General features: G+C 64.8%; 20 protein-coding genes. 5 read left to right on the top strand and 15 right to left on the bottom strand.

Going from position 1 to position 21,952, the window contains the following annotated elements; all coding sequences use genetic code 11:
• Positions 1-21: 21 nt before the first annotated feature.
• The 10 genes from ACFYOW_RS28675 to ACFYOW_RS28630 form a co-directional block, all read right to left on the bottom strand.
• A complete protein-coding gene (locus tag ACFYOW_RS28675) occupies positions 22-396 on the bottom strand; it encodes an arsenate reductase family protein (RefSeq protein WP_387293021.1) in 375 nt (124 codons plus the stop codon).
• Positions 397-409: 13 nt separating this feature from the next.
• Entirely contained in the window at positions 410-1,918 is a 1,509-nt protein-coding gene (locus tag ACFYOW_RS28670; RefSeq protein WP_387293019.1) for a glycosyltransferase family 39 protein, read from the bottom strand.
• Between the two features lie 103 nt (positions 1,919-2,021).
• The gene (locus ACFYOW_RS28665; RefSeq protein ID WP_387293017.1) at positions 2,022-3,329 is read right to left on the bottom strand and encodes an aspartate aminotransferase family protein; all 1,308 of its coding nucleotides are present in this window, start codon (positions 3,327-3,329) and stop codon (positions 2,022-2,024) included.
• Positions 3,330-4,472: an ABC transporter substrate-binding protein gene (locus ACFYOW_RS28660; protein ID WP_387293015.1), complete on the bottom strand. Its 1,143-nt coding sequence runs from the start codon at positions 4,470-4,472 to the stop codon at positions 3,330-3,332.
• A complete protein-coding gene (locus ACFYOW_RS28655) occupies positions 4,469-5,245 on the bottom strand; it encodes an ABC transporter permease (RefSeq protein WP_387293013.1) in 777 nt (258 codons plus the stop codon). The genes ACFYOW_RS28660 and ACFYOW_RS28655 overlap by 4 nt, the downstream gene beginning before the upstream one ends.
• Positions 5,242-6,150, bottom strand: a complete 909-nt coding sequence (locus ACFYOW_RS28650) for an ABC transporter ATP-binding protein (protein WP_387293011.1) — start codon at positions 6,148-6,150, stop codon at positions 5,242-5,244. Before ACFYOW_RS28650 ends, ACFYOW_RS28655 begins: the two co-directional genes overlap by 4 nt.
• The gene (locus tag ACFYOW_RS28645) at positions 6,147-7,037 is read right to left on the bottom strand and encodes an ABC transporter permease (RefSeq protein ID WP_387293009.1); all 891 of its coding nucleotides are present in this window, start codon (positions 7,035-7,037) and stop codon (positions 6,147-6,149) included. Before ACFYOW_RS28645 ends, ACFYOW_RS28650 begins: the two co-directional genes overlap by 4 nt.
• Positions 7,038-7,116: 79 nt before the next feature.
• A complete protein-coding gene (locus ACFYOW_RS28640) occupies positions 7,117-8,154 on the bottom strand; it encodes a TIGR03842 family LLM class F420-dependent oxidoreductase (RefSeq protein WP_387293007.1) in 1,038 nt (345 codons plus the stop codon).
• Between the two features lie 39 nt (positions 8,155-8,193).
• Entirely contained in the window at positions 8,194-9,615 is a 1,422-nt protein-coding gene (hydA, locus tag ACFYOW_RS28635; RefSeq protein WP_387293005.1) for a dihydropyrimidinase, read from the bottom strand.
• 16 nt (positions 9,616-9,631) lie between these two features.
• The gene (locus ACFYOW_RS28630) at positions 9,632-10,468 is read right to left on the bottom strand and encodes a nitrilase-related carbon-nitrogen hydrolase (RefSeq protein ID WP_387293003.1); all 837 of its coding nucleotides are present in this window, start codon (positions 10,466-10,468) and stop codon (positions 9,632-9,634) included.
• Positions 10,469-10,590: 122 nt separating this feature from the next.
• Between ACFYOW_RS28630 and ACFYOW_RS28625 the strand changes: the two genes are divergently transcribed.
• Complete coding sequence (locus ACFYOW_RS28625; RefSeq protein ID WP_387293001.1) at positions 10,591-12,042, top strand: PLP-dependent aminotransferase family protein; 1,452 nt, start codon at positions 10,591-10,593, stop codon at positions 12,040-12,042.
• Here the strand turns inward: ACFYOW_RS28625 and ACFYOW_RS28620 are convergent.
• Entirely contained in the window at positions 12,039-13,781 is a 1,743-nt protein-coding gene (locus ACFYOW_RS28620) for a CocE/NonD family hydrolase (RefSeq protein WP_387293247.1), read from the bottom strand. The two genes, ACFYOW_RS28625 and ACFYOW_RS28620, sit on opposite strands and share 4 nt — an antisense overlap.
• A gap of 404 nt (positions 13,782-14,185) precedes the next feature.
• Here ACFYOW_RS28620 and ACFYOW_RS28615 point away from each other — a divergent pair, with 404 nt between their 5' ends.
• From ACFYOW_RS28615 to ACFYOW_RS28600, 4 genes are all read left to right on the top strand, one after another.
• The gene (locus tag ACFYOW_RS28615) at positions 14,186-14,905 is read left to right on the top strand and encodes a peptidylprolyl isomerase (protein WP_387292999.1); all 720 of its coding nucleotides are present in this window, start codon (positions 14,186-14,188) and stop codon (positions 14,903-14,905) included.
• Positions 14,906-15,045: 140 nt separating this feature from the next.
• The gene (locus ACFYOW_RS28610; protein ID WP_387292997.1) at positions 15,046-15,921 is read left to right on the top strand and encodes an LLM class F420-dependent oxidoreductase; all 876 of its coding nucleotides are present in this window, start codon (positions 15,046-15,048) and stop codon (positions 15,919-15,921) included.
• A gap of 153 nt (positions 15,922-16,074) precedes the next feature.
• Positions 16,075-16,410 (top strand): hypothetical protein, encoded by a 336-nt coding sequence (locus ACFYOW_RS28605; protein WP_387292995.1) that lies wholly within the window; start codon positions 16,075-16,077, stop codon positions 16,408-16,410.
• Positions 16,407-17,222 carry an alpha/beta fold hydrolase gene (locus tag ACFYOW_RS28600; protein WP_387292993.1) on the top strand — a complete coding sequence of 272 codons (816 nt, stop codon included), beginning with the start codon at positions 16,407-16,409 and terminating at the stop codon, positions 17,220-17,222. The genes ACFYOW_RS28605 and ACFYOW_RS28600 overlap by 4 nt, the downstream gene beginning before the upstream one ends.
• Before the next feature lie 19 nt (positions 17,223-17,241).
• Here the strand turns inward: ACFYOW_RS28600 and ACFYOW_RS28595 are convergent, their stop codons facing one another.
• From ACFYOW_RS28595 to arc, 4 genes are all read right to left on the bottom strand, one after another.
• On the bottom strand, positions 17,242-17,679 hold the full coding sequence (locus ACFYOW_RS28595; RefSeq protein ID WP_387292991.1) for a VOC family protein: 438 nt from the start codon (positions 17,677-17,679) through the stop codon (positions 17,242-17,244).
• Positions 17,680-17,792: 113 nt separating this feature from the next.
• Positions 17,793-19,313, bottom strand: a complete 1,521-nt coding sequence (locus ACFYOW_RS28590) for an ArnT family glycosyltransferase (protein ID WP_387292989.1) — start codon at positions 19,311-19,313, stop codon at positions 17,793-17,795.
• Complete coding sequence (locus ACFYOW_RS28585; RefSeq protein WP_387292987.1) at positions 19,291-19,941, bottom strand: TetR/AcrR family transcriptional regulator; 651 nt, start codon at positions 19,939-19,941, stop codon at positions 19,291-19,293. The genes ACFYOW_RS28590 and ACFYOW_RS28585 overlap by 23 nt, the downstream gene beginning before the upstream one ends.
• Positions 19,942-20,073: 132 nt before the next feature.
• On the bottom strand, positions 20,074-21,834 hold the full coding sequence (gene arc / locus ACFYOW_RS28580; protein WP_387292986.1) for a proteasome ATPase: 1,761 nt from the start codon (positions 21,832-21,834) through the stop codon (positions 20,074-20,076).
• Positions 21,835-21,952 lie beyond the last annotated feature (118 nt).

Below are 21,952 nucleotides of genomic sequence, written 5' to 3'. Positions count from 1 at the left end.
CGACCCTACCGGCTATTTCGGCTACGAAGGGTCCAGCGATTCCAAGGTCAGCTCATCGCGCGCGACGACCGCGCCACCGTCGGGTGTGAGCACGATCGGCCGCTGGATCAGCTGCGGATTCGCCGCCAGCGCCTCGATCCAACGGTCCCGGTCCGCGGCGGTGCGTCCCCAGCCGGATAGGCCCAGATCCTTGGCGATCTGCTCGCCGGTGCGGGTGATATCCCACGGCTCGGCGCCCAGCCGCTTCAGCACGGTCCGCAATTCCGCCGCCGTGGGCGGATCGTCGAGATAGCGCCGGACCGTGTATTCCACGCCCGCCTCGTCCAGGTGTGCGGTGGCATTGCGGCTCTTGCTGCACCGCGGGTTGTGCCAGATCTCGGTTTGCCCAGATGTCATGGTCGCAGCGTACCTACAGGTGCATCCAGGTCGGCCACACCTGCGACCACGGGTGGCGCAGGTCGGTACATTTCCACACGGTGACGTTCTGGGTGTTGCCCGGATAGCCGATTCGACTGTCCACCTTGGCAACCGGTTCGACGTGGTCGAAATCCCAGTGTAGAAAGGCATCGTTCACGCCGACGGCAATGACAGCCGAGGCATTGTCCGTTGGCATGCCGAAGTAGCCGAAACCGCGGCTCGGACTGTAGATCGGTGGGAGGCGATCGCGGTCGAATTGGTCCAGGGCGCTGGCCTGCCAGTAGGTGTCGGTCACGATGACGGCGTCGGCGCGTTCGGCTGGAGTAAGCGATTCATAGGCCTGCCGGACGGTGGAAGTCAGTTCGGGCCAACCGAATTCGCCGTAAACGCCGATATTGATGGTGGCCTCGGCGTCATCGGCGGGTGGCTGGACGTGCGCGGCATCGCGCCACGGCGTCGACCACAGCACATGGCCCGTGGCCACGGCGGCAAGCATCACACCGACCACGGAGACCAAACGTCTCGGTGCGGGGTTCAGGCGATCCGCGAGTTCGACGAGACCGACCGCACCCGCCGCGAGCGCCACCCCGAACATTCCGGCAACGTAGTAGATCCGGCCACCGATCAGCAGGAACACGGCGACAAGTAGCAACAGAGTCACGCCGAGGAACCGGTACGGCCGCAGCGAGGCATCGCGCAGCAGCGCCCACACGCCATAGACCAACAGCACCGCTCCCAGGTACCCCGCCAGCAGCACCGCGAGCGGCACGAACAGCACCCGGCCGCCGAGTATGCCCTGTTCACCACTGATCACCTCGCCCATCGACAGCTGCGGCCAATCGCGGCGCGCCTGCCAACTCAGTGACGGCGCGGTCGCCGCGACCACGATGACCCCGCCGAGCCATAGCAGCGGCCGCCGGACCAGCTCGCGCGGCCCGACGATCAGCGAACTCACCGCGACGCCGATCCAGAAGAACGGAATCAGCCATTTCACCTGCATATCGACCGCCGTCACCAGTGCGGCGCACAGCAGCAGGCGATCGCGGCGGCTTCGCACCCAGCGCACCACCAGCCAGGTGATGATCACCCAGAGCACGGTGTCGACCGCGTTGGTGGTCAGCATTTTGCCTTGGAGCAGCAGAAACGGTGAGGTCGCGTAGCCGAGGGCGGCCAGCACCTGGGCCGCCGCTGCGCCGCCGAGTTCGCGCGCGATCACCGCGCACAGCACGATGCCGAGGACGGTCAGCGCGACAACGGGCAGCCGCAACACGAAGAAGTTTCCGGGTGCGATCGTGTCCATCAACCGCGACAGCATCGGCAATACCGGACCTTGATCGGCATAGCCGAACGACGGCCGCCGACCCGCCGCCAGGAAGTAGAGCTCATCGCCGAAGTAGTCATAGCGGCTGGTCGAGAACACCAAGACGACCAGGGCCGCGGCGGCGATGACACCGACGCCCATGGTCGCCATGGGCGGACGCACCTCAGTGGCGGTCAGCACCCGACGATCGGCGGTTTCGGTCGCGTCAACTCCTGCGGAGTCGCGAGGTGGACCGCTCGCATGTAGCAGGAAACGGCCATTTCCCCGCCGGCCAGCAGGCGATTCACCCCACGTACTCGTCGGCGACCTCCAACACCTCGTCGACGATCTCCAGCCCCGTGCGCAGCTCGTCGGCCGAGGTGGTCAGCGGCGGCGCGATCTGGAAGCGGTTGCCCGCATTGAACGGCCATAGCCCACGTTCCTTGGCGGTGGCGGTGACCCGGTTCATCGGTTCAGCGGCGGGACCAGCGGCCGCGAACGGAACCAGCGGCTCGCGGGTATGTGGATCGCGCACCAACTCCAGTGCCCAGAAGAATCCGAGGCCGCGCGCCTCGCCGACACTCGGATGTCGAGACGCCAACTCCGCCAAGCCCTTTCCGAGGACGTCAGCGCCGACCGTGCGCACATGGTCGAGAATGCCGTCGCGTTCGAAGACATTGATCGAGGCGATGCCCGCGGCACAGGCGAGGGGATGTCCGGCATAGGTGAGTCCGCCGGGATACACCGTATTGTCGTAGCGCTGCGCGATCCGCTCGGCCATCAGTACACCGCCGAGCGGAACATAACCGGAGTTCACGCCCTTGGCGAAGGTGATGATGTCGGGCGCGACGTCGAAGGCCTGGACCGCGAACCACTCACCGACCCGGCCGAATCCGACCATCACCTCATCGGCGATATAGACGATGCCGAATTCGTCGCACAGCTCCCTGACACCGGCGAGATAGCCCGGCGGCGGCACGAGCACACCGTTGGTTCCGACCACCGTCTCCAGGATCAGGCCCGCAATATGTTGCGGCCCTTCCAATTCGATGACCTGGCGCAAGTGGTTCAGCGCCGCCGTCGTCTCTTCTTCGGGAGTGCTCGAGCCCCATGGGGATCGGTAGGGGTAGGGCCCGAAGAAGCGGACCACGTCGACATTGGTCGGCTCGGCACCCCAGCGCCGGGGCTCACCGGTCAGCCCGATCGCGACGCCGGTGCCGCCGTGATAGGAGCGGTATGCGGCGAGCATTTTGGTGCGACCGGTGTAGCTACGGGCCAGCCGCACCGCGTGTTCGACGGCCTCCGCACCACCGGTGGTGAACAGAATCCGGTTCAGCCCGCCCGGTGCGCGTTCCACGATCAGCCGGGCCAGTTCGCTGCGTGCCTCATTGCCGACGGTCGGCGAAATGGTAGCGAGTTTCTGCGCCTGATCGATAATGGCCGCGACGATATCCGGATGTTGGTGGCCGATATTGACATTCACCAGTTGCGAGGAGAAGTCGAGGTAGCGTTTGCCGCTCTCCTCCCAGAACCACGACCCCGACGCCCCGACGATCGGTACCGGATTCAGGGTCGCCTGGGCGCTCCACGGATAGAAGACATGATCGACCACCTATTTACCGCCTTCGGTCAGTGTCACCTGCTGCGGCGCGAATCCCGTTCCGGCGATATCGATTCCACCGGATTTCAGTAGGTCCAGTGCCTTGGTGACGTATTCGTTGGTGAACGCGCCCGCATCGGGATCCTGCTTCAGCACCGTGACGCCCTCCTGGTTCTTGGTCTCCTTGGCGATCTTCACGGTGCGGTCCCATGCGGACTTGTCGATCATGCCGATCCCGTTGGGCGAGGGCCAGATCAGCTTGTTGACCTCATTGATCTGCCACTGCTGGTGGCTGGCGCCGAGCGTACTGCCCGCGGCGACGGTGATATCGCGGCATTTGTCGACATTGTCGCGGCAGAACGCCCAGCCCTTCAGCGAGGCCGCGATGAATTTGACGGTCTGGTCCTGGTATTTCGCATCCTTCAGCTTCTCCGAATTCGCCCAGATCGCGTCCTGCAGCATGGCCACGCCCTCTTCGTTCCAGTCGATGGTGGCGAAATCGTCTGCGGTGTAGAGCTTCCCGGTGCCCGGATTCTTCGTCTCCAGCAGCTGGGCGTATTCGTTGTAGGACATGGCCTGGGCGGCAGCGATGTCCTTGGCGAGGAAGGCGTTCATATCGAACTGCTGCTGGACCAGCTTGACATCCTTGGACGGGTCGATGCCCGCCTTGGTCATGCCCGCGAACAGCTCGAATTCGTTGCCGTAGCCCCAGTTTCCGACGGTCTTTCCGCGCAGCGCGGCCGGGCCCGTGATGTTGTCGGACTTGAACGACACCTGCTTGGTGCCCGAGCGCTGGAACACCTGCGCCACATCGGTGATACCCGCCCCGGCCTCACGTGAGGCCAGCGCCTTGGGTACCCAGGCGATCGCGTAATCGGCCTGTCCCTGGGCCAGTACCGTCTGCGGCACGATATCGGTTCCGCCATCGAGGATTTCGACGGACAGGCCCTGTTCCTTGTAGAAGCCTTGATCCACGGCGGCCAGATAACCCGCGAACTGCCCCTGCTTGAACCACTGCAACTGCAGGCGGACCTTGGTCAGGCCGTCTGCGGTGGTTCCCGAGCTGTTGTCGGTGGTGCTGCAACCGGTCAGCGCGGCCGCCGCCAACGCAACCAGCGCAAGACAAGCGCGTAAACGCCCTGTGGCAGTTCTCATTTCGATCTCCCAAAAATGTCACGGATCAGGATGGTCCGGGGTCGGCGGGTCAATTGTTCGAGGATCAGGACGACGGCAAGGAAGAGCAGGCCGACGATCATGGCGCCGACCACATACGCCCACGCACGTGGATAAGCGGTATTCGCGGCGGCGGAGGTGATTCGGCTGCCGAGGCCGTTCTGCAGGCCGCCGAAGTATTCGGCGATGATGGCCGCGATCACCGCGCCCGGCGCCGCGATCCGCAACCCGGTGAACAGGTACGGCAGTGCCGCGGGCAGCCGCACAGTACGGGTGATCTGCCAGCCGCCCGCCGCATACGAGGTCATCAGATCGGCGTGCACCTGCGGCACCTGCCGCAGGCCACGGGCGGTACTGACGAACATCGGGAAGAACACCACGATGGCTACCACCATGCGGCGCGGGGTATCGGTGGTGGTCGAATACATCGAATTCAGCAGCGGGGCGAGCGCGACGATCGGCACCGCGGCGGCCGCAGCGGCCAGCGGCGTCAACAGCCCCTCGACCAGCCGGAACCGCACCGCCACCATGGCCGCCGCAATGCCAAGGACCGCACCGGCCAGCAGGCCGATGAGAGCGTTCGTACCGGTCGCGGTGGCAGCATCGACAATGCGGTCGAAGTTCTCGGTGAACTGTTTCGCGATCGCGGTCGGCGCGGGCAGCAGGAACGACGGCACACCCGCAACGACGGTCAGCACCTGCCACAGCACCAATCCGCCGACGCCGAATACCACCGGTGGTAGCCACGTCTTCATTGCAGATCCTGTCCCGCCACGATGATGTCGGCGGTCTCGTGTCCGCCGCGCAGTGCGGTACGGACGGCGGCTACGGCCTCGAAAAACGCCTCGCTGGAACGGATATCGTCACCGCTGACGCCGGCCGCACGGCCCCAGCCGCCGGTCGGCACGATCTCGGTGATGCGGCCGGGCCGCGGTGACATGACCACCACGCGGTCGGACAGGAACACCGCCTCCGGAATGGAGTGCGTCACGAAAACCACTGCGGCACCGGTCTCTCCGGCGATGCGCAGTAACTCGCCCTGCATGCGTTCGCGAGTCATTTCGTCCAGCGCCCCGAATGGTTCGTCCATGAGCAGCAGCGAAGGTTTACGGGCCAATGCCCTGGCGATCGCCACGCGCTGTTGCATACCGCCGGACAGTTCCGCCGGATAGCGGTGTGCGAAATCGGTGAGACCGGCCATCTCGAGGAGCTCCGCACTGCGAGAGCGTCTTTCGGCCTTCGGGACCTTGTGCAACTCGAGTGGTAGTTCGACATTGGCCGCAACGGTGCGCCAGTCCAGAAGTCCCGCCTGTTGGAACGCGATGCCGTAGTCCTGGTCGATTCTGGCCTGCCGCGCGGACTTGCCGTGCACGGTCACGGTGCCGCTGCTCGGTCGTTCCAGATCGGCGATGATGCGCAGCAGGGTGGATTTGCCGCAGCCCGAGGGACCGATCAGCGAGACGAACTCCCCCGCAAGGACTTTCAGCGAGACGCCGGTGAGCGCAGTCACCGAACCCGCGTCGAAGATTTTGCCGACATCGGTGAGGTCGACCGCCGCAACGTCTTCGGCCTTCGCCGCGACGAGACCCGGATCCGGCGTCTGGATCTGCTCGCCGGCCGCATCGCTACCCGTGGTGGCCGATTCCACTTTCCCGGTCAACGGGTACCTCCTGAAGAACCGCGCGCCCCGGCGGGACGGCTGTAACGACGTAGTGCCACTTCTGCCAAGCCGACGACGGCGGTCACCGCGACACCGAGCAGTGCGGCGGCGAGAACAGCCGCATAGAGCCGGGCCGCGTCGCCGGTGGCCTGCTGGGAGAAGACGATGATCTGGCGGCCGATGCCACCCGCGGTGCCGGTCGAGATCTCCGCGACTACGGCACCGATCACCGATGCCGCGGCGGCCAGGCGCAAGGCGGGCAGAAAGTGCGGCACTGCGGCGGGAAACCGCAAGTGCACCAATGTCTGCCACCAATTCGCGGAGTAGCTGTGCAGCAATTCCACCGATGCCTTGGACGGCGACTGCAATCCGCGCAACATCCCGACCGCCACCGGGAAGAAGGCCAGATACGACGCGATGACCGCGATACTCATCCACGGCCGCCAGGGCTCACCGGCAATGACGATCTTCCCGCCCCACCCGGCCACCAGCGGCGCCAAGGCGATCAACGGAACCGTCTGCGAGACAACGATGTAGGGCAGTAATCCGCGTTCGACGAAGGAGAAACGCTGCATCACCACCGCGAGCGCGATACCGACTACCGTGCCGATCGCCAATGCCAACAGCGCGAGCCCGAAGGTGAATCCCGCTGTTCGCAGCAGTGTTCCGCCGACGGTGCCTGCGCCGTCCTTGTCACCGAGCACGGTGATGACCGACCAGGCGTGCGGCAATGCAGCGTCACTCGTGCGCGGCAGAATCCGGGTATCGCCGATACTCACCCCGCGTTCGGGCACCAAGTACTTGACGAGTTCCCAGACCGCGACCACCAGCACCAGCACACCGACCGCGTAGCCGACCTGCCGCGCCCGCAAAGCTCCCGCTCTCATCGATCACCCACCGACACCGGAACCGGTTCCGCGAGACGCCTCTCGACCAGCTCATAGCACCCCGCCGCTGCCGAGGCGATCACTCGGCACCCGCCGTCGCCGTGACCGGATGCGCCAGCCTGGGCAGCACCGACTCCCCGTACGCATCCAATGTGGCGGTCTTGGCATCGTGCTGGAGATAGACCGCGAACTGGTCGACGCCCAACTTCTCCAGCTCGTGCAGCCGAGCCAACTGCTCGTCGGGCGTGCCGATCACACAGAAGCGGTCCACGATGGCGTCCGGCACGAATTCGGCATGCGTATTGCCCGCGCGACCGTGCTCGTTGTAGTCGTAGCCCTGACGGCCCGCGATGTAGTCGGTGAGCGCGACCGGAATATCGCCGTCGGTACCGTATTTCGCGACGATATCGGCGACGTGATTGCCGACCATGCCGCCGAACCAGCGGCACTGTTCGCGGGCATGCGCCGTCGCGGCATCGGATCCGTCGGTGACGTAGGCCGGTGCCGCCACGCAGATTTTCACCGATCCGGGCGCGCGCCCCGCCTTCTCCGCGGCCGCCCGCACCCGGGCGATCGTCCACGCGGCGATATCCGGGTCGGCGAGTTGCAGAATGAATCCGTCGGCGACCTCGCCGGTCAGATCGAGTGCGCGCGGACCGTATCCGGCCACCCACACCTCGAGCCGCGACGCGCTCGCCCACGGGAAGCGCACCACGGTGTCGCCGATGCGGGCACTGCGACCGTTGCCGAGCTCCCTGATCACCTCGATGGACTCTCGCAATGTCGCCAGCGTGGTCGGTTTGCCGCCGAGAGTGCGCACCGCGGAGTCACCGCGGCCGATACCGCAGACGGTGCGATTGCCGAACATATCGTTGAGCGTCGCGAAGGTCGACGCGGTCACGGTCCAGTCCCTGGTGGCCGGGTTGGTGACCATCGGGCCGACGACCACCTTGCGGGTGGCGGACAGAATCTGGCTGTGGATGACGTAGGGCTCCTGCCACAGCAGGTGCGAATCGAAGGTCCATACATGCGAAAAGCCGTGTGTCTCCGCCTGTCTGGCCAGTTCGACCACCCGCGAGGCGGGCGGTGTGCATTGCAGCACCACACCGATATCCATGCGGCACTCTCCAATCAGGTCAAATCAGGCCAATCGGGGTCAGATCAGGTTCTGCGACAGTTCGCGGGCGATGAACCGGCCGTGACCGGCACTGCCCAGATACGAGCCGTCGTCGATGATCACGCGGCCGCGCGAGAGCACCGTGTCGACGTGTCCGTCGATCTCGAAGCCCTCCCAGGCCGAATGATCCATATTCATGTGGTGGGTCTTGCCGAACCCGATGCTGGTGTGCCCGTTCGGGTCATAGATGACGATGTCGGCGTCGGCGCCCGGACTGATGACGCCCTTGCGCGGATACATGCCGAACATGCGTGCCGGTGTGGTGCAGCAGACCTCGACCCAGCGCTCCAGTGAGATCAATCCGTTCTTGACGCCCTGGAACATCAGATCCATCCGGTGTTCGACGCCGCCGATTCCGTTGGGGATCTTGCTGAAGTCGCCGAGCCCCAACTCTTTCTGATCCTTCATGCAGAAGGGACAGTGGTCGGTGCTGACCGATGTGACATCGCCGGTGCGGATATAGCGCCACAGCTCGTTCTGATGCCCCTCCGCCTTCGATCGCAGCGGCGTCGAGCACACCCACTTCGCGCCCTCGAAACCCGGTGCGCCCAAATGCTCTTCGAGTGACAGATACAGATACTGCGGACAGGTCTCACCGAAGACGTTCTGCCCGTTACCCCGCGCGGCGGCGATCTGTTCCATCGCCTGCTTGGCCGAGACGTGCACGACATACAACGGCGCATTCGTCAACTGCGCCAACATGATCGCGCGATGGGTGGCCTCCTCCTCCATCTGCCACGGCCGCGAGACACCGTGGTAATAGGGCGAGGTCTCACCGCGGGCCAATGCCTGCTCGACCAGCACATCGATGGCAATGCCGTTCTCCGCGTGCATCATCAGCAGCGCGCCCAGATCGCCCGCCGATTGCATGGCCCGCAGGATCTGACCGTCATCGGAGTAGAAGACACCCGGATAGGCCATGAACAACTTGAAGCTGGTGACTCCCTCGGCCACCAATTCGCTCATCCCCTTGAGGGATTCGTCGTTCACCTCACCGATGATCTGGTGGAAGCCGTAGTCGATCGCGCAGTTGCCCGCAGCCTTCTCGTGCCACAGACCAAGGGTGTCCTGCACCCGCTCCCCCGGCTTCTGCACCGCGAAGTCGACAATGGTCGTGGTGCCGCCCCAGGCGGCCGCACGGGTGCCGGTCTCGAAGGTATCGGAGGCCTCGGTGCCGCCGAAGGGCAGCTGCATATGGGTGTGGCCGTCCACGCCGCCGGGAATCACATACTTGCCGGTCGCGTCGATGACGACATCGGAGGACTCGGCGAGATCCGCGCCCAATGCGGTGGCGCCGGGCTGCAGGACCGCGACGATGGTCTCGCCGTCGACGAGCACATCGAGCAATTGCGAGCCGGTGGCCGATACCACCGTGCCGCCGTGAATGAATGTCTTCGTCATATCGATATCACCAGCCTCACGGAGCCACCATCGGTCCATAGGCGTCAGGGCGGCGATCGCGATAGAACGCCCAGCGATCGCGCACCACCTTGATCAGATCCATATCGAGGTCACGGATCACCAGCTCCGGATCGGTATCCGAGGCGAGGTCTCCGACGAATTTACCTTCCGGATCCACGAAATAGCTGGTTCCGTAGAAATCGTCATCACCGTATTCCTCGATGCCGACCCGGTTGATGGCGCCGATGAAGTATTCGTTGGCGACCGCCGAGGCCGGTTGCTCCAGCTTCCACAAGTAGCCGGACAGGCCACGCGAGGTCGCGGAGGGGTTGAAGACGATTTCCGCGCCGGCCAGTCCCAGGGCGCGCCAGCCCTCCGGGAAGTGCCGGTCGTAACAGATGTACACGCCGACCTTGCCGACCGCGGTATCGAAGACCGGCCAGCCCACATTTCCGGGCCGGAAGTAGAACTTCTCCCAGAATCCGTTGACGTGCGGAATATGGTGTTTGCGGTACTTGCCGAGGTAGCTGCCGTCGGCATCGATGACCGCCGCGGTGTTGTAGAGCAGCCCGGGCTGTTCCTGCTCGTATACCGGCAGGATCATTACCAAGCCCAATTCCTTTGCCAGGGCAGCGAATCGCTCCGTCGTCGGCCCCGGCACCGATTCCGCGTAGTCGTAGAACTTCGTGTCCTGCAACTGGCAGAAGTACGGGCCGTAGAACAACTCCTGGAAGCAGATCACCTTGGCGCCCTGCGCGGCGGCCTGGCGTGCGTAGTCCTCGTGCGCCTTGATCATGGACTCTTTATCACCCGTCCAGTTCGTCTGGACGAGCGCCGCTCGAACGATTCCCATGCTTTGTTATACTTCACCGAGATCCAATTCGGTTGTGTTACAAGATTGCGGAAACAGTTTCGTAGCCGTAAACCTTGGGGCCGGTCTTCGTTCCGGCGCTGTGCCCGACGCAGAATGACGCTGTGAACTTCGATCCGACGACCGCGCCGCAGGTGCCCGCAGACGACCTGCGAGACACCACGCCCGCACCTGTCGCAGCCGGGTCGTGGCTGTTCAACGCGGCTCTCGAAGATCGCACCCCGGCCGGAATCGCGGCCGCGGTGAGCCGCCGGATTCGTTCCGGAGCAATCGAACCCGGATCGCGGCTGCCGACCGTGCGTGAAGTCGCCCGCGAATTGCGGGTGTCCCCCGCTACCGTCAACCAGGCTTGGCGCGCGCTGGCCGCCACCGGCGCGATAGTGGCGCGGGGGCGTGCTGGAACCTTCGTCGGCGAACGCAGCGCCACCCGCGCATCCACGCCCACGGGCCGCTATCAGCGCCTGCACCCGCCTTCGGACAGCGCCTTCCGCATCGATCTGTCCCGGGGCACCCCCGATCCGAAGCTGCTACCGGATCTGGTCGCCGCACTGCGCGCGATCACCGAGCACGGACGCGGCAATGATCTCGCGGCGGACTATCTCGGCGAGGCCGTGCTGCCGGAACTGGCCGCCAAGGTGCGCACAGATTGGCCCTTCCGCGCCGAACGACTCGCAGTCGTCGACGGGGCGCTCGACGCCATCGATCGACTGCTCACCACCCATGTGCGGTTGGGCGATGCGGTAGCTGTCGAAGATCCCTGCTTCCCACCTTTCCTCGACCTGCTCGCCCGGATCGGGGCTCGGCCCATTCCGGTTCGCATGGATGAATCCGGTTTACTGCCACACGATCTCGAGCGGGCACGTGGCGCCGCAGCGCTGATCCTGCAGCCGCGCGCACAGAATCCGACGGGCGTCTCGCTCACCGCCGCACGCACCCGCGAACTGACCGAAATCCTGACCGGCACAGACACTCTCGTCATCGAGGACGACCACTCCGCGGGCATCGCATCCACCACGCTGCGCTCCCTCGGCTCGCGACTGCCGAGCCGAACGGTACATATCCGCTCCTACTCCAAATCGCACGGCGCTGACCTGCGCCTCGCGGCGGTCGGCGGCCCCGCCGAATTCCTGGATCCGATGATCGAACGGCGCATGCTCGGCCCCGGCTGGACCAGCCGACTACTACAACGCTTGCTGCTCACCATGCTCGACGACGACACCGCCGTGCGCACCGTAGCCGCAGCCCGTACCGAATACCGCAGGCGCTCAACCGAACTCCGCCGCGCGCTGGCTCGCAAGGGCGTCGCCGTCGCCCGTGGCGACGGCATCAACCTGTGGCTCCCCGTCGCCGACGAGAACGCGGCAATGATCTCGCTTGCCGCCGCGGGTATCAAGGCCGCACCCGGCCGTCCCTTCGAGGTCGAGGACCACCCACACGGCGATCACCTGCGCATCACCGTCGCCGCGATCACCGACGGCGAGCTGGACTGGCTCACCGGCGAGCTCGCCGCCGCGACCACCGCGGCCCCCACCTACCGTCGCGTTCGCCGCGCCTAGGAGCCCGGCTCGATATCGAAGCTGGTGGCGCCGTCGTGACCGGCCGGGATGACGGGCACGATCACCGAGGACGGGTGCTCGGCATCCTTGTAGATCGTCTGCGTCGCGGGCTGTGTCCGGACGCTGTCGCCGAAGGGTTCGCCGGTATTCGGGTTCGGCGCGTACTGCGGGTAGTCACTGCTGCTGATGGCCACCCGGATTCGATCGCCCGCCTTGAACTGGTAGCTGGTCGGCCAGATCTTGATGGTGAACGGATAGGGCCGGCCGGGCACCAGCGGGGTCGGATCCGATAACGAATCCCGGAACGCGGCACGGATGATGCCATTGTTGAGGTTGACGGCCGATCCGTCGGGTGAGACGACCTCCAGCCGCGCGACGAAATCGGTGTCGGGCGCGGTGGACGAGGCCCACAGTTTCACCGTAATCGGGCCGGTCACCTCGGTATCGGCGCCGAGCGGGTCGGTGGTGTAGGTGAGCACATCCGAACGCTGCTCGACCGCGGTCTGGTCGAACGGACCCTGCGGACCCGATCCGACCGAGCAGCACGAATGCCCGCCGATACTCGGTACGGGTGCGGCCGGGTCGTAGATATACCGGTCGACCGCCGCCGGCCCGCTCGGCGCGTGATCGACGAGTTTGCCGACCCGGCCGACAACACCGTTGGCGCCGCTGTCGGTGAAGAAGTATTCCTTCCACTGTGTTTGCGGCAGTGGCCAACTCGGTGCCGACTTCCATCGATTGGCACCCATGAGGAAATAGTCGACACGCGGCTTGCCCGCGACGCCGTTGCCCGTGCCCTTGAGGAAGTGGTCGAACCACGCCAGCATCAACTCGTTGATCGGGCTGTCGCCGACCGGCCCGAGCTGCTCGAGCCGGGGCGCGATCATCGATGTGGGTCGTCCCCAGCCGAGGTGGTCCCAGGGACCGATCACCAATCGCTGGTCCTGCCGTGCCGGTGCGCCGCCACGCTCGACCATTCCGGTGAAGTTCTCGATGCCGCCCGCGAGGAATGCGTCGTACCAACCCTCGATATCGAGCACCGGCACTCGCACATTCGGATAGCGGTCGCGGATGCTCCACTGCTTCCAGTAATCGTTTCTCGTCGAGTTGCGGATCCAGTCGAAGTACCACGGCGCGACGGCCGGATTATTCGGCTGCAGCGGCGGAAAGTCCTTGTAGGGACGGTAATTCAGCCACGAGGTGATGTTCTGTAAATCCGCGCGCAGCTGGTTGGCGGTGGCCTTGTCGTCACGTCGGTCGGCGGATTCCGCGCCGATGGTGCCCATGGCCCATGGTTCGACGAAGCCGAGGCGGAAGGCGCCGCCCTCGTAGGTCCAGCCGTCGTAGTAGTCGGAGGCGGTGTTCGCGGGCACGATCGTGGTCAGATGCGGCGGCGTCTCGATCGCCGCCAGCCATTGTGTCGCACCGACATATGACGAGCCGTACATGCCGACCTTGCCGTTCGAACCGGGCAGTTGCGCGGCCCATTCCACGGTGTCGTAGCCGTCGTGGGTGTCATTGCCGAATTCGGTGAATGTGCCGTCGGAGCTGCCGATACCGCGAATGTCCTGGATGACCACCAGGTAGCAGTGCGAGGCGAACCAGTCGGGTGTGCGATAGCGCGAGGGCTGGATCTGCGCGGCGGCCTTGCCGTACTGGGTGCGCATCAGGATCACCGGCACCGGATCGCTGGTGTGCGGGCGGTACACATCTGCGCGCAGCACCGTGCCGTCGCGCATCGTTGCCGGAACGTCTGCCTGCTTGTCGACCGCACAGGTGCCACGGTCATCGCTCGGTGGCCAGGCACCCGTTTGCGTGGTCGATTTCGTCTCGGCGCCGGCCGTGCATCCGCCCACCAGTGCGCCTACACACAACAACGCGGTACACCAGCGAAATACGTATCCGGACAAGCTGATACACCTCCCGTGGAGGCGATGTCACCGGAGAGTCTATGCGTGCCGAGCCAGTTAGCCGATCAGATGCGCCTCCGTCGCAGCCATGCTAACCGACCATCGGCCGCGTATCCGCTGATTTCTATTGCCACACAGTCGCAATACGCATCTCGTTCCGCTGGAAGCGTCGAGATGGAATGATCCGCTCAGCATCACCCGATGCGATACACAACAGAAGGAGATCCTGACCGGTGAGCAGCGAAGTGCAGGTGCGGCAATTCGACCACCATCAGCCCATCAGGCAGCATCGTAGAGTCGGGACTGCCCTGCTACGAGGCCTCGGTGTACTCGCCGTCGGCACCACCCTCGCGATCTTCGCCGCGGGCGGGGTCTCGGCGGATCCGGGCACACCGGTCGCCGGATGCGTGGCCCCCGATTCGGCCAAGCCGGAGAGCAAGCAGTGGGCCAGCGAGCCCGCGATGGCGATCGACACGGGCGCGAAGTACACCGCGCAGCTGGAAACCACCTGCGGCACAGTCGGTATCGCCCTGGAGGCCGCCCGCGCACCCCGCACGGTGAACTCCTTCGTATTCCTGGCCGGGCAGAAATATTTCGACCACACCCAGTGCCACCGATTGACCACCGCGGGCATCTTCGTCCTGCAGTGTGGTGATCCCACTGCCACCGGCACGGGCGGTCCGGGCTACCAGTTCCCGAACGAGAACCTGGACGGCGCCACCTATCCGGCCGGTACGGTCGCCATGGCCAACGCCGGTCCCGACACCAATGGCAGCCAGTTCTTCCTGGTCTACAAGGATTCGCAGCTGCCGCCGAACTACACTCCGTTCGGCAAGATCACCGCCGGTATGGATGTTCTGGCGCGGGTCGCCGATGCGGGGGCCGCGGGCGGCGAAGACGGTCGCCCGAACGCCGATGTCGTCCTGAATTCGGTGACCACCACTCAGGGCTGATCGACTTAAGCTGGTGGCGGTGTCGTCCATGGCGACACCGCCACCGGTCTTTGGTGACCCCCGAACAAGACTTGACTTGGAGTGCACTCCAGATCATAGCGTTGGCAGTACAAAATCGTCTAGTACCAGGGGATCACTTCATGGAACTCGGTTTTCACCTACCGATATTCGACATCGACGGCGGCACCACCGCCATTGCCGGCGAGTTGGCCAGGGTCGGCGCCGCGGCAGAGGCATCCGGTGCGACCTGGCTGTCGTTCATGGACCACTACTTCCAGATCGAGCCGACCGGCCTCCCGGCCGAGTCCAATATGTTGGAGGGCTACACCACCCTCGGCTATCTGGCCGCGCACACCTCCCGTATCGACCTCGGCCTGCTCGTCACCGGCGTGACCTACCGGCATCCCGGCCTGCTCGCCAAGATCGTCACCACCCTCGATGTCCTTTCGGGCGGCCGCGCGGTGCTCGGCATCGGCGCCGCCTGGTTCGAACGAGAGCATCGCGGGCTCGGTGTGCAGTTCCCGCCGATCGCCGAACGGTTCGAGCGCCTCGAGGAGACGCTGCGCATCTGTCAGCAGATGTGGGATCCGCAGAACAACGGCCCCTTCGACGGCAAGCACTACCAGTTGGCCGAGACGCTGTGCTCGCCGCAGCCGATCAACCGGCCCAAGGTGCTCATCGGCGGTGGCGGCGAACGCAAGACGCTGCGGTTGGTCGCGCAGTACGGCGACGCCTGCAACCTCTTCGGTTCCGCACCCGAGGATGTCGCCCACAAACTCGACGTCCTGCGCCGCCATTGCGACGATGTCGGGCGCGATTTCGACGATATTCGCATCACCATCATGGCCAATAATCCGCGCCCGAATCCAGACAATCGCGACGAATTCGTCCGCCAGATGGCCGATTACGCCAAGCTCGGCGTGCACACCGTGATCATTATCCCGACCACCGGGTCTCCGGCGGCGTGGATCGAGGGCATGGCGCCGGCGGTAACCCAACTGGCCGAACTCGGTTAGCGCCCGCACGACACATGCTCTTTCGCAACGAACCAATGCGAAAGGGCATGTGTCGTGTCCGATCTCGTCACCGGCGAGCGACTCGAGTTCGCCTACCGTCGATGGCGGGTTCTCGATAGTCTGCTGACATCTGTACCGAGCAGAGGAGCAGCCGTGCGTGCGAACTGTCGGAACAGCGATCGCATCCGCCGGAGAGCCGGTCTCACAGCGCTGGCAGCCGCGATACTTGCCGTATCGAGCGCGGGTGGCGCACATGCCGACGATACGATGGGCGAACTTGTGTCGTCGACCGCACAGGCGGCGGGTTGGGGTGGGTTCGATCGGGTCTCGGTGCTCGAATACGTCACCGAGGGCCCCACCGGCGCAGCCACGACGGCGACCGGACTGCTGCTCACCTCGAATGGAGCACCGCCGCCTGGAGGTTGGCCGGTAATCGCGTGGGATCACGGCACCAGCGGCTTGGCCCGCAGTGCGGGATCACCACCATGAAGGCCCGGGCCGATGCCTCGTATCTGCATCGTCTGCTGGACCAAGGCTATGCGGTGGTCGCGCCCGACTATGTCGGCCTGAATGCCGGTGCCGCGACACCGCATCCCTACCTGCAATCCCGCACCGAAGCCACCGCCACTATCGACCTCGTTCGCGCCGCGCGCACCGCCGATAAGGACCTGTCGCCGCGTTGGGCGGTCGTGGGCGTCTCCCAGGGCGGACACGCCGCTTTGAACACCGGCGCCCTCGCCCCGACCTACGCGCCCGAACTCGACTTCCGCGGCACCGCCGCGCTCGCACCGCCGGCCAACGTGGAGCAGGCCATCGCACTCGCGGGTCCCTACATACCCCGCGTGCCCATCCTCGATGGTTTCGTCGATAACGTCGCCGCGGTACTCGAGGGCATGCGCATCGCCTACCCTGCCACCGATATCGAAAGCTACTACACCCCAACGGGTATCGCCGCGATGCAACGTCTGGCCACCTCGTGCGTATCGAATTGGCCCGTCCAGGTCCAAGGCCTCTCCCTCGGTTCGCTACTGACCAAACCGCTGCTGACCGGCGACTTCACCGCTCGACTCACCCACTACCTGGCCGTACCGGCCTCCGGTTACCGACAGCCGCTACTCATCACCCAGGGCGAGCAGGACGCCACCGTCCCCTTCCCCTCGACCGCCGCACTCCTCGGCCAACTGAGCGCCTCCGGAACCCGATACCAGTTCCAGAGCTACCCCACCGACCATCTGGGCATCGTCGAAGCCTCCTGGCCCCGACTGATCCCGTTCCTCAGCGGTCTGTTCACCATCGAATAGCACGGTGGAACAACGGATATCAATCCGAAGTACCGTTCACGAAGTACACCGCTTCCCACAGGTGACCGTCGGGGTCGGCGAAGTAGCCCGCGTAGATACCCCATGGGCGGGTGACGGGGTGGCGGATAATGGTCCCGCCCGCTCGCTCAGCATGTTCCAGGATGCGATCCACGTCCTCGCGGGAGTCGGCGAAGAAGCCGAGGCTCATAGGCGAACCGGTGACTCGCTCGAGGGCGATGCCCGCGTCCATCGCCAGGTCGGTGCGCGAGTAGAGGGACAGAATCAGGCCATTGTCGAGGGTGAACATGGCGACCGACCCGCCGGGGTTCTGCTCGTCGCGGACGAACTCGGTGCCGATAATGCCCGGTGAGGAGAGGCCGAGGCCGTCACGGTAGAAGCGCAGCGACCGTTCGAGGTCGCTTACGGCCAAGGTGATCGCGCGGATGTTCGTTTTCATACCGATCCTCCTGATCCTCGAACCAAGGCTGGGGCGCGGCTTCGGCCCCTGCCGTGGTTCAGTCAACGTGGGTGGGGTTCGGATGTCTTGAACGAATCGGACAATACGGCTGTTCAGCCGAGGCGAAGCAGATCGGGCCAGACCTGTGACCAGTGCTGACGTGGGGTGCAGCGCCAAATGGTGACATTGCGGGTGACGTCCGGGTAGCCCAGGCGTGCGTCGACGTGACCGACCGGGGTCAATTCGCTACAGGTGGCACGCATTTCGTCTTCGGCATTGCCGACCCACAGCACCGTTGTCGCGGAGTCCGGTGGGGTGCCGAAGTATCCGAAACCGCGGCTGGGACTGTAGACGGCGGGCAGGCCGTAGCTATTCCGGTCGACATCCAAAGCGCTTGCCTGCCAATACGAATCGGCGACGATCACCGCGTTCGCGCGCTCGGCCGGTGGGAGAGCCTGGTAGGCGTCGGCGCTCGCCTCGCGCAGCTCGGGCCAGCCGAACTTGCCGTACAGGCCGATTTCGATACCGGCCTCGGCCTGACTGTCGACCGGATCGATGGACGACTCGGATTGCCACGGCATCGTGAACACCGCGATCGCCACCGAAATCGAGACCAGCGGGACAGTCGCATAGATTCGCCATCGTTTGGTGTATTCGGTCCAGCGCACCGCGCCCGCCGCCATGATCGCCGCGTAGCAGCCGGCCGCGTAGTAGGGGCGACCGTTGGTCGCGATGAATGCCACAGCCAACAGCAGTGGTAGCGGCGCGAGGAATCGGTACGGCCGCAACGTCTCCGAGCGGAACAGCGCCCAGATTCCCACGACCAACAGCACACCACCGAACAACCCGGCCGCGATCAGCGCCAGCGGCAGCCAAGTGTAGCGGCCACCGATCGTCGCCTGCTCCTCCGCGACCACCGCACCCAATCGCAGCTGCGGCCAGTCGTGCCGGGCCTGCCAGATCAGCGTCGGCACCATGACCAGGACAACGAAACCCGCGCCCACCCACAGCAACGGTCGCCGCAGCAGCTCGCGCGGACCATAGATCGCCACTCCGATCGCGACGGCGATCCAGAAGAATGGAATCAGCCATTTCACCTGCATATCCAGCGCCGTGACCAGCGCCGCCCACAGCAACAGACTGTTTCGGCGGGTGCGAACCCACCGGATCAGCAGCCAGCTGATCACCACCCACAACGCGGTATCAATCGTATTGGTGGCCAACTGAGTTCCCTGCACAAGCAGGAACGGCGAGGTCGCATACGCGGTCGCGCTCAATACCTGCGCGGTCCGCGACCCACCGAACTCCCGGGCGATCTGGGCAGTGATGAGCACCGCGGCAACGGTGACCAGTGCGGCCGGAATCCGCAGTGCCACCAGCGATCCCGGTGCCAGCACATCCATCAGCCGGGCGATCGCGGGCAGCAGCGGCCCCTGATCGGCATAGCCGAATCCGAGCCGACGCCCGGCCGACAGGAAATACAGTTCGTCACCGAAGTATCCGTATCGTCCGAGCGATGCGAACAGCATGATCGCCGACACCACGGCGATCGCGCCGACACCGAGCCACGCGAACGGCGGCGTAGTTTCGGCGTTATCTTCCTGCCGCACTTCACTTTCCACCACGGTGGTCATCACGTCCCCCCTTCCGGGTCGCCAAATCGAATAGTCGGCACACATGCGCCGAGTACGTCGTCATATCGAAGTCTTTCTCCCGAATCGCCCGCCCGGCCGCGCCATCGATGGCATCGCGGATCGACTTGGCCATGACCGCCGGATCGAATTCGCCGAATTCGCCGCTGCGCTGACCTTCCCGCATGATGTCGATGAGCGGTTGAATGATCTCCTGCTCTCCCTCCGCCGAGGCGAATCGTGGCTTTCCATCCGCATCACGCAGATTCAGCACCACATCGGTCAGTGCCGCGACATACTTCTTGTTCGCATCGATGAAGCCGAGATTCGCCCCGATATAGGCGAGCAACTGATTGCGGGGCCCGTCCGCCGCCATCACTGCGGGCGCGATGTGCTCGCCACCGGACACATACAGCTGGATCACCAGCTGCTCCATCAGCTCGTCCTTCCCCGCGAAGTGATACGAGATGACACCTTTGGAGATCCCGGCGTGCTTCGCGATCCGCGCCAGCGACGCCCGCCCGTACCCCACCTCCGAAATCACCTCCACCGCCGAGGCAATGATCTGCCGCCGCCGCGCCTCCTCGATGAACGACCGCTGCCGACCATCCGTCGTATTTTCTGGCCGCATGGCCAAATTTTAATCCACGCGCCCAAACCCCCACATCAACCTCGAGAATGACCCCGATTACCCCACGATGATGACCCCGAAAACACCGAAGGGCCGCGCTCCCAGACGGAAGCGCGGCCCTCGGTTCGAAACCTACAGGTACTGACCTGTGTTCGACTCGGTGTCGATGGCGCGGCTGGCACTGGCGTTCTTGCCGGTGACCAAGGTGCGGATGTAGACGATCCGCTCGCCCTTCTTACCCGAAATGCGGGCCCAGTCATCGGGATTCGTGGTGTTGGGCAGGTCCTCGTTTTCAGAGAACTCGTCCACGATCGAATCGTAGAGATGCTGAATACGCAGGCCGGGGTTGCCGGTGTCGAGTACGGCCTTGATGGCGTACTTCTTGGAGCGGTCCACGATGTTCTGGATCATGGCGCCGGAGTTGAAATCCTTGAAGTACAGGACTTCCTTGTCACCATTGGCGTAGGTGACCTCCAGGAAGCGGTTGTCCTCGCTCTCGGCGTACATCCGGTCGACGACCCGTTCGATCATCGCGCGGATGCACAGGCCCTTGTCGCCGCCGAACTCTTCGAGATCGTCGGCGTGCAACGGCAGGTGCTCGGTCAGGTACTTCGAGAAGATGTCCTGTGCCGATTCGGCGTCCGGGCGCTCGATCTTGATCTTCACATCGAGACGTCCGGGCCGCAGGATCGCGGGGTCGATCATGTCCTCACGGTTGGACGCACCGATCACGATGACATTCTCGAGACCCTCGACGCCGTCGATCTCCGAGAGCAGCTGCGGCACGACCGTGGTCTCCACATCGGAGGACACGCCCGAACCACGGGTGCGGAAGATCGAATCCATCTCGTCGAAGAACACGATCACCGGCGTACCCTCGGACGCCTTCTCCCGTGCCCGCTGGAAGATGATCCGGATGTGGCGCTCGGTCTCACCCACGAACTTGTTCAGCAGCTCGGGGCCCTTGATGTTCAGGAAGAACGACTTGGCTTCCTTGGCATCCTCACCGCGCGCCTCGGCGATCTTCTTCGCCAGCGAGTTGGCAACGGCCTTGGCGATCAACGTCTTACCGCAACCGGGCGGACCGTAGAGCAGCACACCCTTGGGCGGGCGCAGCGCGTATTCGCGGAACAGATCCTTGTGCAGGAACGGCAATTCCACCGCATCGCGGATCTGCTCGATCTGCCGACCGAGACCACCGATATCGCCGTAATCGACATCGGGGACTTCCTCGAGTACGAGATCCTCGACCTCGGCCTTGGGAATCCGCTCGAAGGCGAAACCGGCCTTGGTGTCCACCAGCAGCGAATCACCCGGCCGCAGCTTGCGGATCGGCGAATCGGGATCGTCGAGATCATCGACCTCGGCGACCTTGGCCAGCGGACCCGCCAACCACACCACGCGCTCCTCGTCGGCATGCCCGACGACCAGCGCCCGGCGTCCGTCGTCGAGGATCTCGCGCAGGGTGCCGATCTCACCGACGGCGTCGAAGATTCCGGCTTCGACGACTGTGAGGGCCTCGTTGAGACGGACGGTCTGACCGTATTCGAGGGTCGCGGTGTCGATATTGGGTGAACACGTCAAGCGCATCTTGCGGCCCGAAGTGAACACGTCGACCGTCTGATCCTCGTACACACCGATCAGAATTCCGTACCCGCTCGGTGGCTGACCCAGCCGATCGACCTCCTCGCGCAAGGCCACCAGCTGCTGGCGCGCTTCCTTGAGGGTGTCCATCAGCTTGGTGTTGCGAATGGTCAGCGAATCGATGCGGGCTTCCAATTCCCGTGCGCGATCCGGCGAATCGGCGAGTTGCCTGCGGAGTGCAGCCGCTTCGGCGCGTACCGCCTCGAGCTCTCTCCAGGCCGCCGAATCCGAATTCTCGATGGGGCTCATGTGCTGCTCCTCCCAGTCCCGGTCTATTAACGCTACCGGGCGCGAACCGTTCTCGCTTTCCGACATGGTTTCGTCGTGATCACATCTGGGCTGCGGTCGACGGCGGATACACCATGTT

It is taken from the genome of Nocardia sp. NPDC006982 (genome assembly GCF_042869435.1).
Taxonomy (GTDB): Bacteria; Actinomycetota; Actinomycetes; order Mycobacteriales; family Mycobacteriaceae; genus Nocardia.
This window is presented reverse-complemented; position numbering and strand designations above follow the sequence as displayed.